The 19,864-nt window shown below is 61.4% G+C and carries 15 protein-coding genes; 9 read left to right on the top strand and 6 right to left on the bottom strand.

Features of this window, described 5'->3' with window-relative positions:
• Positions 1–105: 105 nt before the first annotated feature.
• The 3 genes from glmU to glmS all read left to right on the top strand — a co-directional run bounded on the left by glmU (position 106) and on the right by glmS (position 4,300).
• Positions 106–1,473 (top strand): bifunctional UDP-N-acetylglucosamine diphosphorylase/glucosamine-1-phosphate N-acetyltransferase GlmU, encoded by a 1,368-nt coding sequence (glmU, locus tag ACXX83_RS24615; protein WP_095964408.1) that lies wholly within the window; start codon positions 106–108, stop codon positions 1,471–1,473.
• A gap of 216 nt (positions 1,474–1,689) precedes the next feature.
• Positions 1,690–2,466, top strand: coding sequence for a DeoR family transcriptional regulator (locus ACXX83_RS24610; RefSeq protein WP_458549816.1), 777 nt, complete (start codon positions 1,690–1,692; stop codon positions 2,464–2,466).
• Position 2,467: 1 nt separating this feature from the next.
• The gene (gene glmS / locus ACXX83_RS24605; protein ID WP_015097441.1) at positions 2,468–4,300 is read left to right on the top strand and encodes a glutamine--fructose-6-phosphate transaminase (isomerizing); all 1,833 of its coding nucleotides are present in this window, start codon (positions 2,468–2,470) and stop codon (positions 4,298–4,300) included.
• Positions 4,301–4,344: 44 nt separating this feature from the next.
• Here glmS and ACXX83_RS24600 read toward each other — a convergent pair whose 3' ends face one another.
• The 4 genes from ACXX83_RS24600 to ACXX83_RS24585 are packed head-to-tail and all read right to left on the bottom strand — an operon-like array spanning position 4,345 to position 9,154.
• Positions 4,345–5,370: a DUF2955 domain-containing protein gene (locus tag ACXX83_RS24600; protein ID WP_458549815.1), complete on the bottom strand. Its 1,026-nt coding sequence runs from the start codon at positions 5,368–5,370 to the stop codon at positions 4,345–4,347.
• Positions 5,360–6,478 (bottom strand): HlyD family secretion protein, encoded by a 1,119-nt coding sequence (locus ACXX83_RS24595; RefSeq protein WP_458549814.1) that lies wholly within the window; start codon positions 6,476–6,478, stop codon positions 5,360–5,362. Before ACXX83_RS24595 ends, ACXX83_RS24600 begins: the two co-directional genes overlap by 11 nt.
• Positions 6,471–7,982: an efflux transporter outer membrane subunit gene (locus ACXX83_RS24590; RefSeq protein ID WP_458549813.1), complete on the bottom strand. Its 1,512-nt coding sequence runs from the start codon at positions 7,980–7,982 to the stop codon at positions 6,471–6,473. The genes ACXX83_RS24595 and ACXX83_RS24590 overlap by 8 nt, the downstream gene beginning before the upstream one ends.
• Before the next feature lie 14 nt (positions 7,983–7,996).
• Positions 7,997–9,154 (bottom strand): AI-2E family transporter, encoded by a 1,158-nt coding sequence (locus ACXX83_RS24585; RefSeq protein ID WP_458549812.1) that lies wholly within the window; start codon positions 9,152–9,154, stop codon positions 7,997–7,999.
• Positions 9,155–9,703: 549 nt separating this feature from the next.
• Here ACXX83_RS24585 and ACXX83_RS24580 point away from each other — a divergent pair.
• From ACXX83_RS24580 to ACXX83_RS24560, 5 genes are all read left to right on the top strand, one after another.
• On the top strand, positions 9,704–10,606 hold the full coding sequence (locus ACXX83_RS24580; protein ID WP_217836752.1) for a LysR family transcriptional regulator: 903 nt from the start codon (positions 9,704–9,706) through the stop codon (positions 10,604–10,606).
• Between the two features lie 126 nt (positions 10,607–10,732).
• Positions 10,733–11,359 carry a glutathione S-transferase family protein gene (locus tag ACXX83_RS24575; protein ID WP_015097435.1) on the top strand — a complete coding sequence of 209 codons (627 nt, stop codon included), beginning with the start codon at positions 10,733–10,735 and terminating at the stop codon, positions 11,357–11,359.
• Positions 11,360–11,422: 63 nt separating this feature from the next.
• Positions 11,423–13,453, top strand: a complete 2,031-nt coding sequence (locus ACXX83_RS24570) for a pyridoxamine 5'-phosphate oxidase family protein (protein ID WP_458549811.1) — start codon at positions 11,423–11,425, stop codon at positions 13,451–13,453.
• A gap of 236 nt (positions 13,454–13,689) precedes the next feature.
• Complete coding sequence (locus tag ACXX83_RS24565) at positions 13,690–14,886, top strand: DUF3142 domain-containing protein (protein ID WP_458549810.1); 1,197 nt, start codon at positions 13,690–13,692, stop codon at positions 14,884–14,886.
• Positions 14,873–16,990, top strand: coding sequence for a hypothetical protein (locus ACXX83_RS24560; RefSeq protein ID WP_458549809.1), 2,118 nt, complete (start codon positions 14,873–14,875; stop codon positions 16,988–16,990). Before ACXX83_RS24565 ends, ACXX83_RS24560 begins: the two co-directional genes overlap by 14 nt.
• A gap of 3 nt (positions 16,991–16,993) precedes the next feature.
• Here the strand turns inward: ACXX83_RS24560 and ACXX83_RS24555 are convergent, their stop codons facing one another.
• Positions 16,994–17,623: a LysE family translocator gene (locus ACXX83_RS24555; RefSeq protein WP_458549808.1), complete on the bottom strand. Its 630-nt coding sequence runs from the start codon at positions 17,621–17,623 to the stop codon at positions 16,994–16,996.
• 146 nt (positions 17,624–17,769) lie between these two features.
• Between ACXX83_RS24555 and ACXX83_RS24550 the strand changes: the two genes are divergently transcribed.
• Positions 17,770–18,243, top strand: a complete 474-nt coding sequence (locus tag ACXX83_RS24550; protein ID WP_007969928.1) for an Lrp/AsnC family transcriptional regulator — start codon at positions 17,770–17,772, stop codon at positions 18,241–18,243.
• A 111-nt stretch (positions 18,244–18,354) separates the two neighbouring features.
• On the opposite strand, the gene lpdA is transcribed toward ACXX83_RS24550, so the two are convergent.
• Positions 18,355–19,755 carry a dihydrolipoyl dehydrogenase gene (gene lpdA / locus ACXX83_RS24545; protein WP_458549807.1) on the bottom strand — a complete coding sequence of 467 codons (1,401 nt, stop codon included), beginning with the start codon at positions 19,753–19,755 and terminating at the stop codon, positions 18,355–18,357.
• Between the last annotated feature and the right edge of the window lie 109 nt (positions 19,756–19,864).

Raw genomic sequence — 19,864 nt, 5'->3', positions numbered from 1 at the left:
TTGTTGTGCGATTGATTAAAAAGGGTAGCCTCGGCTACCCTTTTTTCTTTTCCGATTTTTACAACCTGGTCGCAGCCGCTGACCACCCAGGATTGGTAGCCAGTCATGTCACTTGAAATCGTTATTCTCGCTGCTGGCCAAGGCACGCGCATGCGTTCAGCTTTGCCGAAAGTTTTGCACCCGATTGCCGGCAACTCCATGCTCGGCCATGTTATCCACAGCGCCCGGCAACTTGATCCACAGCGCATTCACGTGGTGATCGGCCACGGCGCCGATGCCGTGCGTGAACGTCTGGCGGCGGATGATCTGAACTTCGTCCTGCAGGATAAGCAGCTGGGTACCGGTCACGCCGTTGCTCAAGCCGTGCCGTTCATTCAGTCCGACACCGTGCTGGTGCTTTATGGCGATGTGCCGTTGATCGAAGTCGATACCCTGCAACGTCTGCTCAAGCAGGTGGGGCCAGAGCAATTGGGCTTGCTGACCGTAGAGCTGGATGACCCGACCGGTTACGGCCGCATTGTTCGTGATGTGCAGGGCAAGGTCACGGCCATTGTCGAGCAGAAAGATGCCAATGAAGCCGAGCGCAAAATCACCGAAGGCAATACCGGCATTCTGGCGCTGCCTTTTGCCCGTCTTGGCGACTGGATGAGCCGTCTCTCCAATAACAACGCCCAGGGCGAGTACTACCTGACTGACATCATTGCCATGGCCGTGAGCGATGGTCTGGTGGTGGCCACCGAGCAACCGCACGACGCCATGGAAGTGCAGGGCGCCAACGATCGCAAGCAGCTTTCCGAACTGGAACGGCATTATCAATTGCGCGCCGGTCGTCGTTTGATGGCTCAAGGTGTGACGCTGCGTGACCCGGCTCGTTTCGACATTCGCGGTGAAGTCACGGTTGGCCGCGACGTGCTGATCGACATCAACGTGATCCTCGAAGGTAAGGTGGTCATCGAAGACGACGTGGTGATCGGCCCGAACTGCGTGATCAAGGACAGCACCCTGCGCAAAGGCGTGGTCATCAAGGCCAACAGCCATATCGAAGGTGCCATCCTGGGTGAAAGCAGCGACGCCGGCCCGTTCGCTCGTCTGCGTCCAGGCACCGTGCTGGAAGCCCGCGCGCATGTGGGTAACTTCGTCGAGTTGAAAAACGCGCACCTGGGCGAAGGCGCCAAGGCCGGTCACCTGACTTATCTGGGCGATGCCGAAGTGGGCGCGCGCACCAATATTGGTGCCGGCACCATCACCTGCAACTACGACGGCGTCAACAAGTGGAAAACCGTGTTGGGCGAAGATGTGTTCATCGGTTCCAACAACTCGTTGGTGGCGCCTGTGGATATCCTCGACGGTGCGACCACGGCGGCCGGCTCGACCATTACTTCGACTGTGGATAAATCACAGCTGGCCATCGGGCGTGCTCGCCAGAAGAACATCGATGGCTGGAAGCGGCCGGAGAAGGTCAAGAAGGGCTGAGTTATCCACAACCCTCCTTGTAGGAGCGAGCTTGCTCGCGATGATTTCAAGAGCGGCGCATTTTTCCAGAAAGAATGCTTTATCGTTCACGCCCATCGCGAGCAAGCTCGCTCCTACAAGTTATCCACAGGTCTTTTCATCACTCCGCGCTTGACGAAATTTCGCCGATAGGTTTTGATTGCTTCCGTTATCTTTCGAATCGAAACTTACCAAGTCATGTCGAAGCGCAACACGCCTCAACGCCGTCACAACATCCTCGCCTTGCTCACTGAGCAGGGCGAAGTCAGTGTGGATGAGTTGGCCAAGCGCTTCGAAACGTCGGAAGTTACGATTCGCAAGGATCTGGCGGCACTTGAAAGCCATGGTCTGTTGCTGCGTCGTTACGGCGGGGCGATCACCATGCCTCAGGAACTGGTGGCCGACCTTGGTCAGCCGGTCTCCAAGTACAAACAAGCCATCGCCCGTGCCGCCGTCGCGCGGATTCGCGAGCATGCGCGCATCATTATCGACAGTGGCAGTACCACCGCCTCCATGATCCCGGAACTCGGCCAACAACCCGGCCTGGTGGTGATGACCAACTCGCTGCATGTTGCCAATGCCTTGAGCGAACTTGAGCACGAACCGGTGCTGTTGATGACCGGTGGCACCTGGGACCCGCACTCCGAGTCCTTCCAGGGGCAGGTTGCCGAGCAGGTACTACGCTCCTACGACTTCGACCAGCTGTTTATCGGTGCCGATGGCATCGATCTGGTTCGCGGTACAACCACCTTCAACGAACTGCTCGGACTGAGCCGGGTCATGGCCGAAGTCGCCCGTGAAGTCGTCGTGATGGTGGAGGCCGACAAGATCGGCCGCAAGATTCCCAACCTGGAGCTGCCCTGGAGCAGCGTCCATACCCTTATTACCGATGAACGCCTGCCGCTTGAGGCTCGCGCTCAGATTCAGGCCCGCGGCATCAATTTGATATGCGCGGCTGTCAGTCAGGAGAAATAGCATGTGTGGAATTGTCGGCGCAGTCGCAGAACGTAACATCACCGCCATCCTCGTCGAAGGCCTGAAACGCCTCGAATACCGTGGGTATGACAGCGCTGGCGTGGCGGTCTACACCAACGATGAAAAACTCGAGCGTCTGCGTCGCCCGGGCAAGGTCAGTGAGCTGGAGCAGGCATTGACCACCGAGCCGCTGGTCGGTCGCCTGGGCATCGCCCACACCCGCTGGGCTACCCACGGTGCCCCGTGCGAGCGCAATGCCCACCCGCATTTCTCCGGTGACCTGGCGGTAGTGCACAACGGCATCATCGAAAACCACGAAGCCCTGCGTGAGCAACTGAAAGCCCTGGGTTATGTGTTCACCTCGGACACCGATACCGAAGTCATCGCCCACCTGCTGAACCACAAACTCAAGGATCTGAGCGACCTGACCGTGGCCCTCAAGGCAACTGTCAAAGAACTGCACGGTGCTTACGGCCTGGCAGTGATCAGCGCCAAGCAACCTGATCGTCTGGTCGCGGCCCGCAGCGGCAGCCCGCTGGTGATCGGCCTGGGCCTTGGGGAAAACTTCCTGGCCTCCGACCAGTTGGCCCTGCGTCAGGTCACTGACCGCTTCATGTACCTGGAAGAAGGCGATATCGCCGAAATCCGCCGCGACAGCGTGCAGATCTGGGACGTTGACGGCAAGGCTGTCGAGCGCGAAGCCGTGCAATATCGCGACGGTGCCGAAGCCGCTGAAAAGGGCGAGTTCCGCCACTTCATGCTCAAGGAAATCCACGAGCAACCGTCCGTGGTGCAGCGCACCCTGGAAGGTCGCCTGAGCCAGAACCAGGTACTGGTACAGGCATTCGGTCCACAGGCGGCCGAGCTGTTTGCCAAAGTGCGCAACGTACAGATCGTCGCGTGCGGCACCAGTTACCACGCCGGCATGGTCGCGCGTTACTGGCTTGAAGAGCTGGCCGGCATTCCTTGCCAGGTCGAAGTCGCCAGCGAATTCCGCTACCGCAAGGTGGTGGTGCAGCCGGACACCTTGTTCGTGACCATTTCCCAGTCCGGCGAAACCGCCGACACCCTGGCCGCGCTGCGCAACGCCAAGGAGCTGGGCTTCCTCGCCAGCCTGGCGATCTGCAACGTCGGCATCAGCTCGCTGGTGCGTGAGTCCGACCTGACCCTGTTGACCCAGGCCGGCCGCGAAATCGGTGTCGCCTCGACCAAAGCCTTCACCACGCAATTGGTCGGCTTGTTGTTGCTGACGCTTTCCCTGGGCCAGGTTCGTGGCACCTTGGCCAAAGACGTAGAAGCGACCCTGGTCGAAGAACTGCGTCGTTTGCCAACCCGCCTGGGCGAGGCGCTGGCCATGGACAGCACTGTGGAAAAAATCTCCGAGCTGTTCGCCGAGAAAAACCACACGCTGTTCCTCGGTCGCGGCGCGCAGTTCCCGGTAGCGATGGAAGGCGCACTCAAGCTCAAGGAAATCTCCTACATCCACGCCGAAGCCTACCCGGCCGGCGAGCTGAAACACGGCCCGTTGGCGCTTGTGGATAACGACATGCCCGTGGTGACCGTGGCGCCGAACAACGAGCTGCTGGAGAAGTTGAAGTCCAACCTCCAGGAAGTCCGCGCCCGCGGTGGCCAGTTGATCGTCTTCGCTGACGAGAAGGCCGGCATGACCAACGGTGAAGGCACCCACGTGGTGCACATGCCGCACATCCACGACATCCTGTCGCCGATCCTCTACACCATCCCGCTGCAGCTGTTGTCGTACTACGTCGCCGTGCTCAAAGGCACCGACGTCGACCAGCCGCGCAACCTGGCGAAGTCGGTTACTGTGGAATAAGTTATCCACAACGAAAAAACCCCTTTTCAGGGGTTTTTTCGTTTCTAGGAGAGCGTAATTCGCCGTTGCCGCCGCGTGTCGAGCAAATACACCATCAAACAGGCATACAAAGTCACCAGAATGAACAGCCCCATGCGGATGGCGAAGGCGGTGTAGACGTCCTTGCCCGCTGCGCTGTCCTGTACCGATTGGCCGAGCAGAATGATCAGGGTTGCCAGGCTGTTGAGCCAGAAACTTGGTGGTTGTCGGGTTTGGGCCAGGCCGTAGAGTTTTCTGGCCGCCAGTAAACCGAACAGCAGCATCCACAGAAAAAACATCCACAGATTCACGAACAGGCTCAGCGCGCACCAGAAAAGGATCGCCATCAGGCCGCCGAGCAGGGTCGAGCCGAGTAATTCCTGGCCGGCGTTGCGGGCGCTGGTTGCGCAGCTCTGTTGGCCGAGGCTGACGGCTTTCATGATGATCGGCAGATAGCTGGCCGGGTCGATCATGGCCAGCAGGAACGTCGGCAGCACCACCAGCGTGGCCCGTAGCGCCAGCCAACTGCTTTCGGTGGGCGTAAGGTTCGGGCCGGGCTTGGCCGGTGGTGCGCTGGCGGGGTCGGGAAACAGCCAATGGCTGATGGTCAGTGTCATGACGGCCAGGAACAGTCCCTTGACCAGGGCCACGATCACCTCGAGCGCCAGGGCGAATTCAGCGGTTCCGGCGGCACTGATCAAGGTCAGGCCCACCACCAGGAACGTCGCCACCAGCGGGTTGCCACCACGCAGGCCGTAACCGAAAGCCATGAACAGGCACAGTCCGACCAGCAACACGCCACTGAACGGGTAGTAACGCAGTAGGGGGATCAGCAGCAGGCCGGTCCCGGTGGTCAACATCAGGATCAGGATCAGACCCAGGCTGGCCTTGAACGGCAACGGACGGTTCATCGCCGCCAGCATCATCAGAGCCAGCATCGGCGCGAGGAACGGGATGGGCAGGGCCAGACCGAAGCTCGCCGCCAGGCACAGCGCCGTACCGAAGCCCAGGCGCAGCGCGCGCTGAACCCGGGCCGGGCGCTCAATACGCATAGGACATCCAGCTCATCAGGCGCAGAAACACGCGCCCTAGAATATTCAGCGGGTTGCCCTCGCTTGGGAAGGCCATGACTTCGGCCTGTCCGCCGGAGCGGATGCCTTGTGGACCGGTCAACTCACCGGGTTCGAACTCGATGATGACCGGGAAGCGCTGGGCCGGGCGGAGCCAGTCGCGACTGTTCTCCACTTTCGGCAGGCTGCCCGGCTGGGTGGTCTGGCCGATGTCGACGCCATAGCCGACGCTGCGCACATGGCCTTTGTAGATTTTCCCTGGCAGGGCATCGAGGACAATGGACACCGGCGTCCCAGGCTGGACACTTCCCAGGTTGTTTTCGGTCATGTCGGCGCTGATCCACACGTCGTGGATGGCGATCAGGGTCATCACCGGCGCACCGGCGGCAGCGAATTGGCCGACGTCGGTGCGTAGATCGGTGATCAGGCCGGCCGAACGTGCATGGACCTTCGTGTTGCTCAAATCCAGCTCGGCTTTTTCGAGGTTGCTGGCGGCGCTGAGCAACTGGGCGTTTTCGTCTTCGTTGCCGCCCTGTTGTTCCCGCGCACGTTGCACTTCGGCCTTGGCCGCGGCGACCTGGCTGATGGACTCTTCCAGAGTGGCGCGGGAGATCTCGAGGCGGCGCAGCGAGATGGTGCCCGGGTCTTCGCGATACAGCCGCTCCAGCCGCTGGCTATCCTGGCGAGCCTTGAGCTCATTGGCCTGGGACGCGCGCAGGGATGCCAGCTTGGAGTCGACGCCAGCCGTGTTGGCGCCCACCTGGCGACGGGTCGACTCAAGGTCGGCGCGGGCGCGATCGACGGCAATCTGGTACTGCTCCGGATTGACTTCAAACAGCAATTCGCCAGCCTTGACGTCCTGGTTGTTGCGTACGTGCACCTTGGTCACCCGGCCGGATACCTCGGCCGCCACCGGCACAATGAAGGCCTGCACCCGTGCCTGTTGAGTGTAGGGCGTGTAACGGTCGGCCATCAGGTACCAGACCAGGCTCAGGATGATCAGCAGTACTACCCAGTTGATGGCTTTTCTGGCCGGGTCGGCGGCGGGTGCCGAGGTGTTCTCGGCGGCCGGTTGTGGGCTGTCAGTCATGGGCATTTTCCTTCGGTTCGTCGAGCAGGTCGCCCCAATCGGTCCGTTGTTGCATCTGTTGGCGGGTGGCCGGGTCGATCATCGGCTGGTCGCTGTACCAGCCACCGCCCAGCGCCTTGTACAAGGCGATCAGGCTGTTGACGGCAGTGCCACGGTTGACCAGGTAGATATCCTGCTGGGCAAACAGGGCGCGCTGTGCATCCAGCACACGCTGGAAATCCGAATAGCCTTCGCGGTACTGGGCATTGGCCAGGGTCACCGAACGTTCGGCGGCCACCGATGCATCGCTGAGGATCCGGTCGCGCTCCAGCGCCTTGATCAAACCGGTCGCGGCATCGTCAGCCTCGCGTGCAGCCTGGCGTACGCTGTCCTGGTAGATAACGATCAACTGCTGCAAGCGCGCATCCTGCACGCGGACGTTGTTGGTGATCCGGCCATGGTCGAAGATGTCCCAGCGCAGGCTGGGGCCGGCCACCATGTCGAGGGTATTGGATGCACCGTTGAGCGAGCTGGCAGACCAGACGATGCTGCCCAGCAGGCTGATGGAGGGGTACAAGTCGGTCTCGGCCACACCGATCAACGCCGACTGCGCCGCCACTTGCAGCTCGGCCGCACGAACATCGGGACGCCGCACCAGCAGATTCGCAGGTACATCCTGCAGCACAGCCGTATCGAGCAATGGCACCACCCCGGTGTAGCGATCCAGGTCAGGGATGGAGCCGGGTGGTTGGCCGATCAGCGTGGACAATGCATTTCGCAAGCTCGCCACCTGGCTCTCGAAATCCGGGATGGTACTCAGGGTGCCCAGGTACTGGGTCTTGGCCTGTTGCAGGTCGAGTTCAGCCTCGGCCCCGCTTTTGAACAGGCGCTCGGTGATCTCGTAGCTGCGTTTTTGCAAGGCGGCGTTACTGCGGGCGATGGCCAGGCGTGCTTCGGCGGTGCGCAAGGCGTAGTAGTTTTGCGCCAGCTGCGCATGCAACAGCACCAGGGCATTTTCATAGTTGGCCTGGGCGGCAAACCAGGAAGCGTCGGCTGACTCGATGGCTCGGCTGAAACGACCCCAGAAATCCAGTTCCCAACCAATATCGAAGCCGACGCTGTGTTGCCAGAAATGCGTGTCCTGTGGGTTGGCACCGCCCGATTGTCGACGCTTCAGGTACAGGCTATCGGCGCTGGCCTGCTGCAATTGCGGGTAGCGTCCACTCAGGGCGATGCCCAATTGCGCTCTCGACTCCATGACCCGCAGGCCAGCGACGTGCAGGTCGGGGTTGTGGGCATCGGCTTCGGCCATCAAGTGGTCCAGCACCGGGTCGTTAAACACGCGCCACCATTGGCGGCTGTCAGGTTGCGCGTGTTGTTGGCCGGCGAGCTCCAGGGCCGGGCTGTTCCAGTGATCGACCCAAGGCTGGGCCGGCGACTGGAAATCCGGGCCCAGTTGCACGCAGCCCCCCAGAAAGGCGGTCCCACAGAGCAGCAGCCGGCTGATGCGAGCAGGACGTGGCATCAAGCGCAAACTCCTCAGAGGGGACGCTGATCGTTCATGGTCCCGATTTGCGGTGTCTCGTTCAACGCCTCGATCTCTGGTGTTTCGTTCAGTAGTTCGGCAGACGGTTGGTCCTGGACCCATTGCCAGAAGAGCTGGTAGCCCACCGCCAGCGCAACCGGGCCGATGAACAAACCAATGAAACCACCACTGACCATGCCGCCCAGGGCGCCAATCAGAATCACCGGCATGGGGACATCGACGCCGCGGCCAAGCATCAACGGTTTGAGGACGTTGTCGGCCATCCCGGCGATAAGGCTATAGATGCCAAACACAACAGTGGCCAGGCTCGTCCCTTCGGTGGCGAAGACATAAGCGATCACCGGAAGGGTCACCAGCAGCACCGGCAATTGCATGATCCCCATCAGCAGCGCAACCATCGCCAGCAGCCCGGCACCGGGAACGCCCATGAGCACGAAACCCACGCCGACCAGCAACATCTGAATGAACGCGATGCCTACCACGCCCTGGGCTACCGCGCGGATGGTTGCGGTGCAGAGCTCGGTGATGCGTGGGCCACGCTCCGGTCCGGAAAGACGCGAGGCGATGGCCAGGGCGCTTCTTTCGCCGTTTTCGCCATAGGCCATGAACACGCCGGCAATGATCAGGGCGCCGATGAACAACAGAAAACCCACACCAACGTCGGCCATTTTGCCCAACAAGGTCAGGCCGATGGACTTGATGTAGGGCATCAACTTCATGAACACGCTGCTCATGTTGGTGGCGGCCTGCATCCAGTAGTCGTAGAGCGGCTGGCCAATAAGCGGCAGGGACGCGATTTTTTCGCTGGGTAGCGGAATCTGCAGCGAATCGGACTTGAGGATCGCCAGGGTGCCCTGGACCGATTCACTGATCGAGGTGCCCAGCAGGTAGATCGGCACCATCAGCAAGGCCAGGGCGACCACCACGATCAGGGTGGCGGCACGACCGTCCTTGTTGACCAGCTTGCGCTTGATCAGCGCATGCAGGGGGTACAGGGTGATCGCCAGAATCAGTGCCCAGAGCATGAGGTTCAGGAAGGGGTGGAAGATCTGGAAGCAGAACAGTACCAGCACCGTAATCAGCCCGGCGCGTATCAGTACATCGAGCAAACCACCGGACAGTGCTCTAGCGGAAATGTTAGTGCGCAACATTGTCGAACTCCTTGCGGTGTCACACAGGTTAGCCAGGCCGTTGAAGTTCAACTCTTCCCTACGGTGAATCTTGAAAGCAGGATCGATAAACCGTCATCCATGCGTTAACAACTAACGCCTTCTTTCATGTAGGGAAAATTCAACGAGGTACCTACTAAATCTCAATAGGTAACAGGGTGGCTTGTAGTATAGGAGCAGACGAATATTCCGCCTGATTACTCAGGCTGCAATTCTGCCGCTGTGGATATAGTCCGCTGACGAACCCATGCCGCAAGCGAGTGGGGAGTGGAGCCAGAGGCGCTTTTTCCCGGTCTGGCATTAGCCGCTTCAGCGGGCGGGGCCGGATCATTGCGGACAGTCGCACCCGTCGCAAGAAAATAACCCTCATTAATTATCAATAATCCCGGGTCCGCTCTTTGGGGGGGCCACGCTTCGTTTTTACGGTGGAGGCGCTAGAGTGCAGTAGCCCGTTGATTTAGTTGTTGGGCAGCCGCGCTTAACATCCCGGCCTTCGGTTGCGATTTATCAATCTGAAATGAGGACATGCCCATGGACCGCTTCCAGGAAATGCAGGTCTTCGCTGCCGTCGCCCAGGACCAGGGTTTTTCGGCGGCGGCGCGGCGTTTGGGTCTGTCGGCGGCCAGTGTCACCCGAGCAGTGGCGGCGCTGGAGCAACGTATTGGCACACAACTGCTCACGCGTACGACGCGCAGCGTGTATTTGAGTGAGGCCGGTCAGCGATATCTGGAGGACTGTCGGAGAATTCTCGCCGAGGTGCAGGAAGCGGAGGACTCGGCAGCGGGCAGCCATATCCATCCTCGTGGGCAACTGACCATCACCGCACCGGTCTTGTTTGGCGAGCTGTTTGTCACGCCACTGATGGTGAGCTACCTGACGCAGTTCCCCGAGGTCTGCATCAACGCGCTACTGGTAGACCGGGTGGTGAGCGTGGTCGAGGAGGGCGTCGATGTGGCCATCCGTATCGGCGAGCTCCCCGACAGCAATCAGCATGCAATCCGCGTCGGTGAGGTGCGGCGGGTGATCTGCGCCTCGCCTCAGTTTCTGGCCAGCCATGGTCGGCCCAGACATCCACAGGAACTGGCTCAGGCGCCGATCATTGCGACATCGGCCATTGGACAGCTCAGGAGTTGGCCATTCATTGAAGACGGCGAAACCCTGAGTGTGCGGGCTGAACCGCGACTGGTGGTGACGGCGAATCAGGCTGCCATCACGGCAGCCAGTCTGGGGTTGGGGTTCACGCGGGTGCTGTCTTATCAAGTGGCGAGCAAGGTGGCTGCCGGTGAACTGGAGATTGTTCTGGCTGACTTCGAACTGCCGCCATTACCCATCCACGTGCTCTATCAAGGCGGGCGCAAAGCCCCGGCCCGGGTGCGCAGTTTTGTGGATTTCGCGGTCAAGATCCTGCGCGAGCATCCGGCGCTCGAGCGTTGATTTATTTCACCCAGTGAAATAATTGATTGCGTTTGCTGGTGATTCTGTTGTTTTGCTTGTGAGTGGAAGATACGACCCACCGGCGCTGATCTTCCTGAGCAGCACCACAGACCCGAGGTGTCGACCATGCAAGCGATCAAACTCTACAACTTCCCACGTTCCGGCCACGCGCATCGTGTCGAGTTGATGCTGTCCCTGCTGAAATTGCCGACCGAATTGATCTTCGTTGACCTCGCCAAGGGCGAACACAAGCAACCGGCGTTCCTGGCGCTCAATGCATTCGGTCAGGTGCCGGTGATTGATGACGAGGGTGTGGTATTGGCCGATTCCAACGCGATTCTGGTGTATCTGGCGCAAAAGTACGGCAACGGCCGTTGGCTTCCGGCGGATCCGGTGGGGGCGGCCAAAGTCCAGCGCTGGTTGTCGGTGGCTGCCGGCCCGATTGCCTTCGGCCCGGCCCGGGCCAGATTGATCACTGTATTTGGTGCGCCTTACAACGCTGAAGAAGTGATTGCCTACGCCCATACCGTGCTCAAGGTGATCGATCACGAACTGGCCGATACAGCGTATCTGGTCGGCACTGAACCGACGATTGCCGACGTCGCCGCTTACAGCTACATCGCCCATGCGCCGGAGGGCAATGTGTCGCTGGACGAGTACCCCAATATTCGCGCGTGGCTGGCCCGTATCGAAGCCTTGCCAGGTTTTGTCGGCATGCCGCGCACCGTCGCCGGCCTGCAAAAAACTGCCTGATGCTCGCGGCCCGGTATTGCCGGGCCGCCCCGACCTGCGCCAGTGGCGCAAGGGAGAAGCCGTATGGACCGTTCACCCTGGCATGCCGGCGAGAAACAATTGCAGGCGCATGTAGGCGTTGCCGAACGAATGGAAGTTTTCGGTCGTAAGGTGATTCGCAGCGAGATGCCGGACCAGCACCGCACCTTCTATCAGCAATTGCCGTTCATGTTGTACGGAGCGGTAGATGCCGACGGTGATCCCTGGGCCAGCATCCTTGAAGGTCAGCCGGGATTCGCACACTCGCCAGCACCTGGCTTGTTGCAGTTCAGCAGCCTGCCTGCCTTTGATGATCCCGCGCAGTTGAGTGACGGCACGGCCATTGGCCTGTTGGGTATCGAGTTGCATACCCGCCGTCGCAACCGCATCAATGGACATGTGCGTGCCATGACTACCGGCGGTTTCGCGGTGACGGTGGATCAGTCCTTCGGCAATTGCCCGCAGTACATTCAGTTGCGCCAGTTTCGTTCGGTGCCGCTGGCCGACCCTTCGACGCGAGTCGCGCAACATTTCAACGAACTGGATGACGCGGCCAAGGCCATGATCGCCGAGGCGGACACGTTCTTCGTTGCCAGTTATGTGGAGGTCGACGGCGAGCGCTCGGTGGATGTATCGCATCGTGGCGGTCAGACCGGTTTCGTACACGTGGAAGGCAATCGCCTGACCATTCCGGACTTTGCCGGCAATCTGCATTTCAACACCTTGGGTAACCTGCTGCTCAATCCCCGGGCCGGGTTGTTGTTCATCGATTTCAATACCGGGGATTTGCTGCAGCTCAGCGGGCGCACCGAAATCATTCTCGAGGGCCCGCAGGTCGAGGCGTTCCAGGGAGCCGAGCGCCTGTGGACAATCGATATCGAACACGTCGTACGTCGCCCGGCTGCCTTGGCATTGCGCTGGCGCTTTGACGGCGTATCACCCACCAGTTTGCTCACTGGCACCTGGGAGCAGGCCGCGGCGCGTTTGCAGGCCAAGGCCCTGGGCGATCAATGGCGGCCGTTGCGGGTGACGCGCATTGAAGAACAAAGCCACAGCATTCGCTCGATTTACCTGGAGCCCGCCGACGGAGCCGGATTACCGCTTTTCCAGGCCGGGCAGCATTTGCCCCTGCGCTTCAACATTGACGGTGAAGTGCACATCCGCACGTACAGTTTATCGAGCGCTCCGTCTGATGATTTTTTCCGCATCAGCGTGAAGCGCGACGGGCGGGTCTCTACCCATTTGCATGAGCGGATTCGGGTCGGCGACCTGTTGGAGGCGCGGGCACCGCAAGGGCATTTCACCGTGGTGCCCCATGAGCGACGGCCATTGGTGTTGCTGGCGGCCGGGGTAGGCATCACGCCGTTGTTGTCAATGCTGCGCGAGGTGGTTTACCAGGGATTACGCACCCGCCGTATCCGCCCGACGTGGTTTATCCAGAGTTCGCGCACGCTGGCCGACCAGCCGTTTCGCCGCGAACTGGATCGCTTGCTCGAAGACGCCGGTGACGCGGTGCGGGTGGTGCGGTTGCTCAGCCAACCGGAAGCCGAGGCGGTGCAAGGCGCGGACTTCGACCTCAGTGGACGGATCGACGTCGCGCTGCTCAAGGAGCTGCTGACAGTCGAGGACTACGATCAGCCGGACTTTGTCGTCTGTGGCCCCGGAAGTTTTACCCAGGCGCTGTACGACGGCTTGCGCGAGCTGGACATTCGCGACTCGCGGATTCACGCCGAAACCTTTGGCCCGTCCACCTTGCGCCGGCGTCCGGACCCCGATGCGGTGGTCATCGAGCAACCACCTGCCGCCACCACGTCGGTGCCCGTGGTGTTCCAGCGCTCGGCCAAGGAAGCGCGCTGGCAGCCGGAGGGCGGCAGTTTGCTGGAGTTGGCGGAAAGCCGTGGCCTGCGCCCGGAATTCAGTTGTCGCGGCGGCTCCTGTGGCACCTGCAAGACGCGCTTGGTCAGCGGCCAGGTGCATTACCCACTGCCGCCAGCGGAGGTGCCGGATGACGGACAGGTGCTGATTTGCTGTGCGATTCCGGCGCAGGGAGCACAACCGTTGGTGCTCGATATCTGAAGGAAGATTACCGCTGAACATTGCCCGCAGGTTGATGGCTGGGTAGGGTAGTGGCAGAACGAAAAGGGCCGCAGAGGCTAAGACCATTCGGTCAAGCCCCTGACCTTGTGGGAGCGGGCTTGCTCGCGAAGGCGTCGTGTCAGTCAATATCAACGTTGCTGACACACTGCCTTCGCGAGCAAGCCCGCTCCCACAAGGTTTGTGGCCCTTTCTGCATTTCAGGAACAGGCGTTTCAATGGTTTTTTTCACTCGCTCGATCGCCTTGCTGATGGCGCTGGTGCTGACCGCCGGATGCGAAAGGCACGACGCACCGCCGCTGGATCAGCAACTCTACGTCTGGCAGCGGCAATGGACGCCGGCCCATGACGCAGCCCTCAGGGACAGCCGTGCCGACTTTTCAACGTTGCGGGTGCTGGCCTTGCAGGCCTTCCCCAATGCCGGTTGGAGCCGTGCCCGTATTGATCCGGTATTGCTCAGGCACGATGGCCGGCCGGTGATTGCGGTGGTGCGCCTGGACGGGCAGCTCAAGGCACTCGATCAGGAAGAGGTCACCGCGCAGATCCGCCAGGTGATCAGCGATTGGCAGGGGCAAGGGTTGAACCTCGCCGGCGTAGAAATCGACCACGATGCCGGTAATGCCCGGCTACCTTCGTACCGCGAATTTCTCGCGCATCTGCGTGAAGCATTGCCGACTTCGCTGCCGCTGAGCATCACGGCGTTGCCGTCCTGGCTCGACAGTCGCGAACTGCCGGCGTTGTTATCCACAGTCGACAGCAGCGTGTTGCAGGTGCACGCGGTGAGCGATCCGCGTCGTGGCTTGTTTGATGCCGATCAGGCCCGGCAATGGGCGAAGGCCTGGAGCCGCGTCACGACAAAACCTTTCTATCTGGCGCTGCCGGCTTATGGCGTGGCGTTGCTGCCGTCGACGGACGGCGCACCGGTTGTGGAAAGCGAAGTGACGCTGGAGCGCGAAGGCCTGCGTCGGGAATTACTCGCCGATCCGCATTCGCTGCGCACCCTCGGCACCGAACTGCGTGCCGATCCACCCGAGCATCTGGCGGGCTTGATCTGGTTTCGCCTGCCACTGGCCAACGACCGCCGGGCCTGGAGCCTGACCACCTTGCGCGCCGTGGCGCGTGCTGATGCCCTCGACAGTCGGTTGACGCTGCAACTCTCGGCCGTCAATGGCCTCTATGACATCGGCATCAGCAACCAGGGCAACCTCGACAGCGCCTGGCCCGAACGCCTGACACTCGCGGTCAGCGGCTGTGAAGGGGCTGATGCCTTGGCCGGTTACGCGTTGCAACAGCGTCCGGATCTGCTTACCTTCACCCGCCTGCGCGATGGCCGAATTCCGGCCGGCGGACAGCGTGCCATCGGTTGGGCTCGCTGCGCACACATTGATCAAGGAGGTTCGAATGTTCACCCGTAACTGGCCGCGTCATTTGCTTTGCCTGAGCCTCAGCCTGCCGCTGGGCTCGGCGCTGGCCTGCGGCCCGGACTTCCCCATGCGCCTGCTGGACAACCGTGGCCAGTCGCTGGCGGAACTGCCCGAAGGCAACTTCAGTTTTGAAATCAGCCGCCTCGGCCACGCCATCAACGGCTTGAAGAACGTCACCTCTGGCGCCGACTACAGCGATCAACCTGACGCAGTAGCGCTACGGGATCAGGCCGAGCAGGCGGGACTTTCCGCAGAGCAACAAGTGTTGGTTAAACACCTGCGCGGTCTGACGGATGCCCGTCAGGTTGAAACCGAAGGCGCGCAACTGCCCCCGGAGCTCAGGTGGTACCTGGCGGGCGCTGTGGCATTTGGCGCGGGTGATAATGCCTTGGCCGCCGGGTATTTCAAGAAAGTGCTGGCCTTGCCCGCCGAGCAACGGGCTTCGCGCAGCACCTGGGCGGCTTACTCGCTGGGGCGCGCGTTGTACGCCATGAGTGCCGAAGCCAATGCGGCGCCGGATCTGCTCGAACAATCCCGCAAAGCCTTCGAGCAAACCCGGCAGATGAGCATCGACGGCTTCAGCGATCCGCTGGAACTGGGCGTCGCGAGCCTCGGCGAAGAAGCCCGGGTCGTGCGCGCTGCCGGCGACTGGAACCGTGCCATCGAGCTGTACGCCACGCAGAATCTGCACGGTTCCGCGGTGGGCTATTCCTCGTTGAAGCTGTTGATGGCGGACCTGATGACGCTGCCGGATGATCAAGTGGCCGAGTTGCTCAAGGGCCAGCCCGTGCAGCAGTTGGTGACCGCGTCCTTGATCAGCCGCTTGGGCTGGTCGTTTGGCGAGCAACCACCGAACGAACAGAAAATGATCAAGCTGTTGCAAAACAGCACGCGCGGCAGTCTCGAAAACGCCGACCGACTGGCGGCGATGAATTATCAACAGGGCGATTACGCCAGCGCCAAGGCGTTCCTCGAGCATGCCGGCGATGGCGGGTTGGCCTGGTGGCTGCGGGCAAAACTGGCGGTGCGCGACGGCGATAAAAACGCAGCCGCCGCAGCCTATGCCAAAGCGGCCCAGGCCTTCCCGCAGAATGAATCCTGGGGCGAGCGACGGACCCCGGACTACGATTATGAAACGCTCCAGCCCAAATGCCGGGTCGAGGGTGAACGTGCGATCCTCGCCCTGCAACGCGGGGATTACCTGCAAGCCTTCGATCAGCTGTATCGCAGCCAAAGCATTTACTGGTTCGACGCCGCCACCGTTGCCGAACGCGTGTTGACCCTCGAAGAACTCAAGCACTACGTCGACACACAAGTGCCGGCCCCGCCACCGCTCAGCCAGCAGGAACGCGACAATTACGTGCCCTTACCCGTAGCGGCGAGCCTGCGCAATCTGCTGGGGCGGCGTTTGTTGCGCGAAGGCCATTACGAGCAAGCGCCGGCGTACTTCGATAATGACGGCTTGCGGCACAAGGCCAGGTTGTACGGCGAGCAACGCCAGGCGGCAGATTCAGCCTGGTGGCCGACCCGTCGCGCCGCTGCACTGTTCAATGCCGCCTGGACGGCGCGTGAGTGGGGCATGGATATTCTGGGCTACGAAATGGCGCCGGATTACGCCACGTTCGGCGGCAATTACATCCTTGAAAACGCCGAACTCAAGGTCGGTCCATTGATGGCCGAGGACGAAGTGAAGCGTCAGCAGGCCAGCGCCGCCCAGCCCGATCAGCGTTATCACTATCGCTTCGTGGCCACGGCGCTGGCGAGCAGGGCGGCGGATAACCTGCCTCACACCAGTCAGGCCTTCGCGGCGGTGCTGTGCGAGGCCTCGGGGTGGAACAGCAGCCTCGAGGAGCAAAGCGCGATTTATCAGCGTTATGTCAAAGAAGGGCCTTACGTGGAGTGGGCCGCCGATTTCGGCCACCAGTGCCCGTACCCCGACTTCGAGAACGCCGACAAACGCTACGTGACTCAAGTCACGGACGCGGCGCGTTCGGCCTTGCGCCCGTACAAGACGCCGTTGCAGGTCGGTAGCGTGCTGGCGTTCGCGGCAGCCGCGCTGTTGCTGTTCAAGCGTCGCCGCCGCAAGGCGCCGTGAGGTTCAAGCCTGTTGCACAAAGGTCAGCCGCACGGCGAAACCGATCAACAGGCTGCCGAACAACCATTGTTGCAGGCGCTGGGCTGAAGGGCTGCGTTGCAGCCAGCGGCCGAGTGCCGCGCCGATCAGAGCGTAAGCGCTGTCGAACAGCAGACCGACACCGACCAGCACCACGCCCAGGGTCGCAAATTGTCCGAGCACCGGCCCGGCCTGTGGGTTGATGAATTGCGGCAGCAGCACCGAGCAGAACAACAGTGCCTTGGGGTTGAGCAGGTTGGTCAGCAATCCGCGCCGGATGGCGATGCTCCAGCGCGTTTTTTCGCCGGTTGTGTCGGCGCTTCCGAGGTTCGGCAGCATCGTCGTCCGCAGGCACTGAATGCCGATCCACAGCAGGTACGCGGCGCCAGCCAGGCGCACCACATCGAAGGTCCAGGGCGCCGCCTTGAACAGCGCCGCCAGCCCCAGCGCCGCCAATCCCACATGACAACCCCGGGCGATGCCCAAACCCACGGCGGTGGCCAGCGCAGCGCCTTTGCCCTGGCGGACACCCGTCTGCAACAGCAGGATCATGTCAGGCCCCGGCAACAGATAGACCACTGCCAGCGCCATGAAAAACATCCAGAGTCCGTCCACGTTGCACCCCCATTCGTTGTCGATTCGGTAGTGCCAGTCTAGGGCCGGAGGGCAGGGCAGGTGCTTGCGTTGTCAGCTTCTATCGGGGGCTTTATTGGCATAATCTGCCACTTTCTTTCGAGTTAACTATCGGAATCTGCCAAACCATGAAACTTGACGCCTACGACCGCAAGATACTCGCCGCACTGCAACGGGATGGCCGCCTGAGCAATGTGCAACTGGCAGACGAGATCGGCCTGTCGGCATCACCGTGCTTGCGCCGGGTACGGATGCTTGAAGAGGCGGGGGTGATTCGCGGCTACCAGGCCAATCTGGATCGCGACGAAGTGGGGTTGGGGCTGACGGTGTTTGTCGGGGTCAAGGTCGAGCGCCATAACGACGAACAGGCCGAAGCCTTTCGCCTGGCGGTGACGGCTTTGCCCGAGGTGATTTCTGCGTTCCTGGTGTCTGGGGAGTCGGACTTTCTGCTGCAGGTGGTGGTGCCGGACTTGCGTGCCTATGACCGGTTTCTCACCGGGCGTTTGCTGAAGCTGCCGGGTGTGAGCGACATCCGCAGCAACTTTGCGATTCATACGGTGAAGGCGCCAGGTGCGTTGCCGTTGGAGCATTTGCCGCTCTAAACCGAGTCGCCTGATTCGCGAGCAGGCCCGCTCCCACAGGGGTTGCGCTGTACCTGTGGGAGCGGGCTTGCTCGCGAAGGCGATAGATCTGCCATCCAAGTCCTGCAAGCCTTACATCTGCGTCGCCATCCCCTCCACATTCATCGCCGCCTGGCGCAACGCCTCGGAGCGGGTCGGGTGTGGGTGGCAGGTCAGGGCGATGTCTTCGGCCGAGGCGCTGAATTCCATGGCCACGCAATACTCGCCGATCATTTCACTGACGCTCGGGCCGACCAGATGCACGCCGAGGATTTCGTCCGTGCGCTCATCGGCCAGCACTTTGGCGAAGCCTTCGGTCTCGTGGTTGATTTTCGCCCGGCTGTTGGCGGTGAAGGGAAACTTGCCCACCTTGTACGCACGGCCTTCGGCCTTGAGCTGCTCCTCGGTCTTGCCGACGCTGGCCAGCTCCGGCCTGGTGTAGACCACGCTGGGAATCAGGTTGTAGTTGACCTCACCAGCCTTGCCGACGATCTGTTCGACACAGGCCATGGCTTCGTCCTCGGCCTTGTGCGCGAGCATGGGGCCGGAGGTCACGTCACCAATCACCCAGACTCCGGCGGCTTCGGTGCGATGCCCCTTGTTGGCGAGCATGCCGCGCTTGTCCGTGGCGAGGCCGACGTTCTCCAGGCCCAGGCCCTGTGTATAAGGTCGGCGCCCGATGGCCACCAATACGTAATCCGCTTCCAGCAACTCGGCAGTGCCGCCTGCGGCAGGCTCGATGCTGAGCTGTACACCGGTGGCGGAGGTGGTGGCGCTGGTCACTTTCGAACTCAGCTTGAAGCTCAAGTCTTGCTTGCTCAGGGAGCGTTGCAGGGTTTTACCGGCTTCGATGTCCACGCCGGGGCAGATCCGGTCAAGGAACTCGACCACCGTCACCTGTGCCCCCAGGCGTCGCCATACCGATCCCAGCTCCAGGCCGATCACACCGGCGCCGATCACCACCAGATGTTTGGGCACCTCGGTCAGTGACAGGGCGCCGGTGGAGTCGAGGATGCGCTTGTTATCGATGTCCACGCCGGGCAGGGGAGTGGGTTCGGAACCGGTGGCGATGATGATGTCCCTGGCGCTCAGTTCGGTCTTGCCGCCGGCGCTGTCGGTCACCGTGACTTTGCCCGGCCCGTCGATGTGGCCCCAGCCCTTGATCCAGTCGACTTTGTTCTTGCGGAAAAGAAACTCGATGCCCTTGGTCAGCCCGGTAACGCTTTCATCCTTTTGCTTCATCATCTGGGCGAGGTTGAGGCTGGGCTTGACGTCGATCCCCAGGTTGGCGAATTCCGCACCCATGGCCGCGTCGTACAGTTCGGAGGCATGCAGCAATGCCTTGGATGGCATGCAGCCGACATTCAGGCAGGTGCCGCCGAGTGTGGCGCGCCCTTCCACGCAGGCCGCCTTCAGACCCAGTTGTCCGGCGCGGATCGCCGCGTTGTAACCGCCGGGGCCACCGCCGAGTATCACGACGTCATAAGTGCTCATGGATGTACTCCTGGATCGAAAGGGGATGGGTAAAAGTAGTTCCTGAATAAAATTACGAACGTAATATGTGTTTCCCACAACCTTTCGGTCAAGGCTTCAGGTTAGCGAC

Source organism: Pseudomonas sp. GNP012 (genome assembly GCF_054343835.1).
The sequence above is the reverse complement of the archived record's forward strand: the minus strand, read 5'-3'. Positions and strand labels throughout refer to the sequence as shown.

Excerpts from the sequence above, each read along its gene's own strand:
- ACXX83_RS24570 (WP_458549811.1), top strand. The coding sequence starts at position 11,423 with ATGGACCGTTCACCCTGGCATGCCGGCGAGAAACAATTGCAGGCGCAT.
- ACXX83_RS24560 (WP_458549809.1), top strand. The coding sequence starts at position 14,873 with ATGTTCACCCGTAACTGGCCGCGTCATTTGCTTTGCCTGAGCCTCAGC.
- lpdA (WP_458549807.1), bottom strand. The coding sequence starts at position 19,755 with ATGAGCACTTATGACGTCGTGATACTCGGCGGTGGCCCCGGCGGTTAC.
- ACXX83_RS24575 (WP_015097435.1), top strand. The coding sequence starts at position 10,733 with ATGCAAGCGATCAAACTCTACAACTTCCCACGTTCCGGCCACGCGCAT.
- ACXX83_RS24550 (WP_007969928.1), top strand. The coding sequence starts at position 17,770 with ATGAAACTTGACGCCTACGACCGCAAGATACTCGCCGCACTGCAACGG.
- ACXX83_RS24565 (WP_458549810.1), top strand. The coding sequence starts at position 13,690 with ATGGTTTTTTTCACTCGCTCGATCGCCTTGCTGATGGCGCTGGTGCTG.
- ACXX83_RS24590 (WP_458549813.1), bottom strand. The coding sequence starts at position 7,982 with ATGCCACGTCCTGCTCGCATCAGCCGGCTGCTGCTCTGTGGGACCGCC.
- ACXX83_RS24600 (WP_458549815.1), bottom strand. The coding sequence starts at position 5,370 with ATGCGTATTGAGCGCCCGGCCCGGGTTCAGCGCGCGCTGCGCCTGGGC.
- ACXX83_RS24595 (WP_458549814.1), bottom strand. The coding sequence starts at position 6,478 with ATGACTGACAGCCCACAACCGGCCGCCGAGAACACCTCGGCACCCGCC.
- glmS (WP_015097441.1), top strand. The coding sequence starts at position 2,468 with ATGTGTGGAATTGTCGGCGCAGTCGCAGAACGTAACATCACCGCCATC.
- ACXX83_RS24585 (WP_458549812.1), bottom strand. The coding sequence starts at position 9,154 with ATGTTGCGCACTAACATTTCCGCTAGAGCACTGTCCGGTGGTTTGCTC.
- ACXX83_RS24610 (WP_458549816.1), top strand. The coding sequence starts at position 1,690 with ATGTCGAAGCGCAACACGCCTCAACGCCGTCACAACATCCTCGCCTTG.
- glmU (WP_095964408.1), top strand. The coding sequence starts at position 106 with ATGTCACTTGAAATCGTTATTCTCGCTGCTGGCCAAGGCACGCGCATG.
- ACXX83_RS24580 (WP_217836752.1), top strand. The coding sequence starts at position 9,704 with ATGGACCGCTTCCAGGAAATGCAGGTCTTCGCTGCCGTCGCCCAGGAC.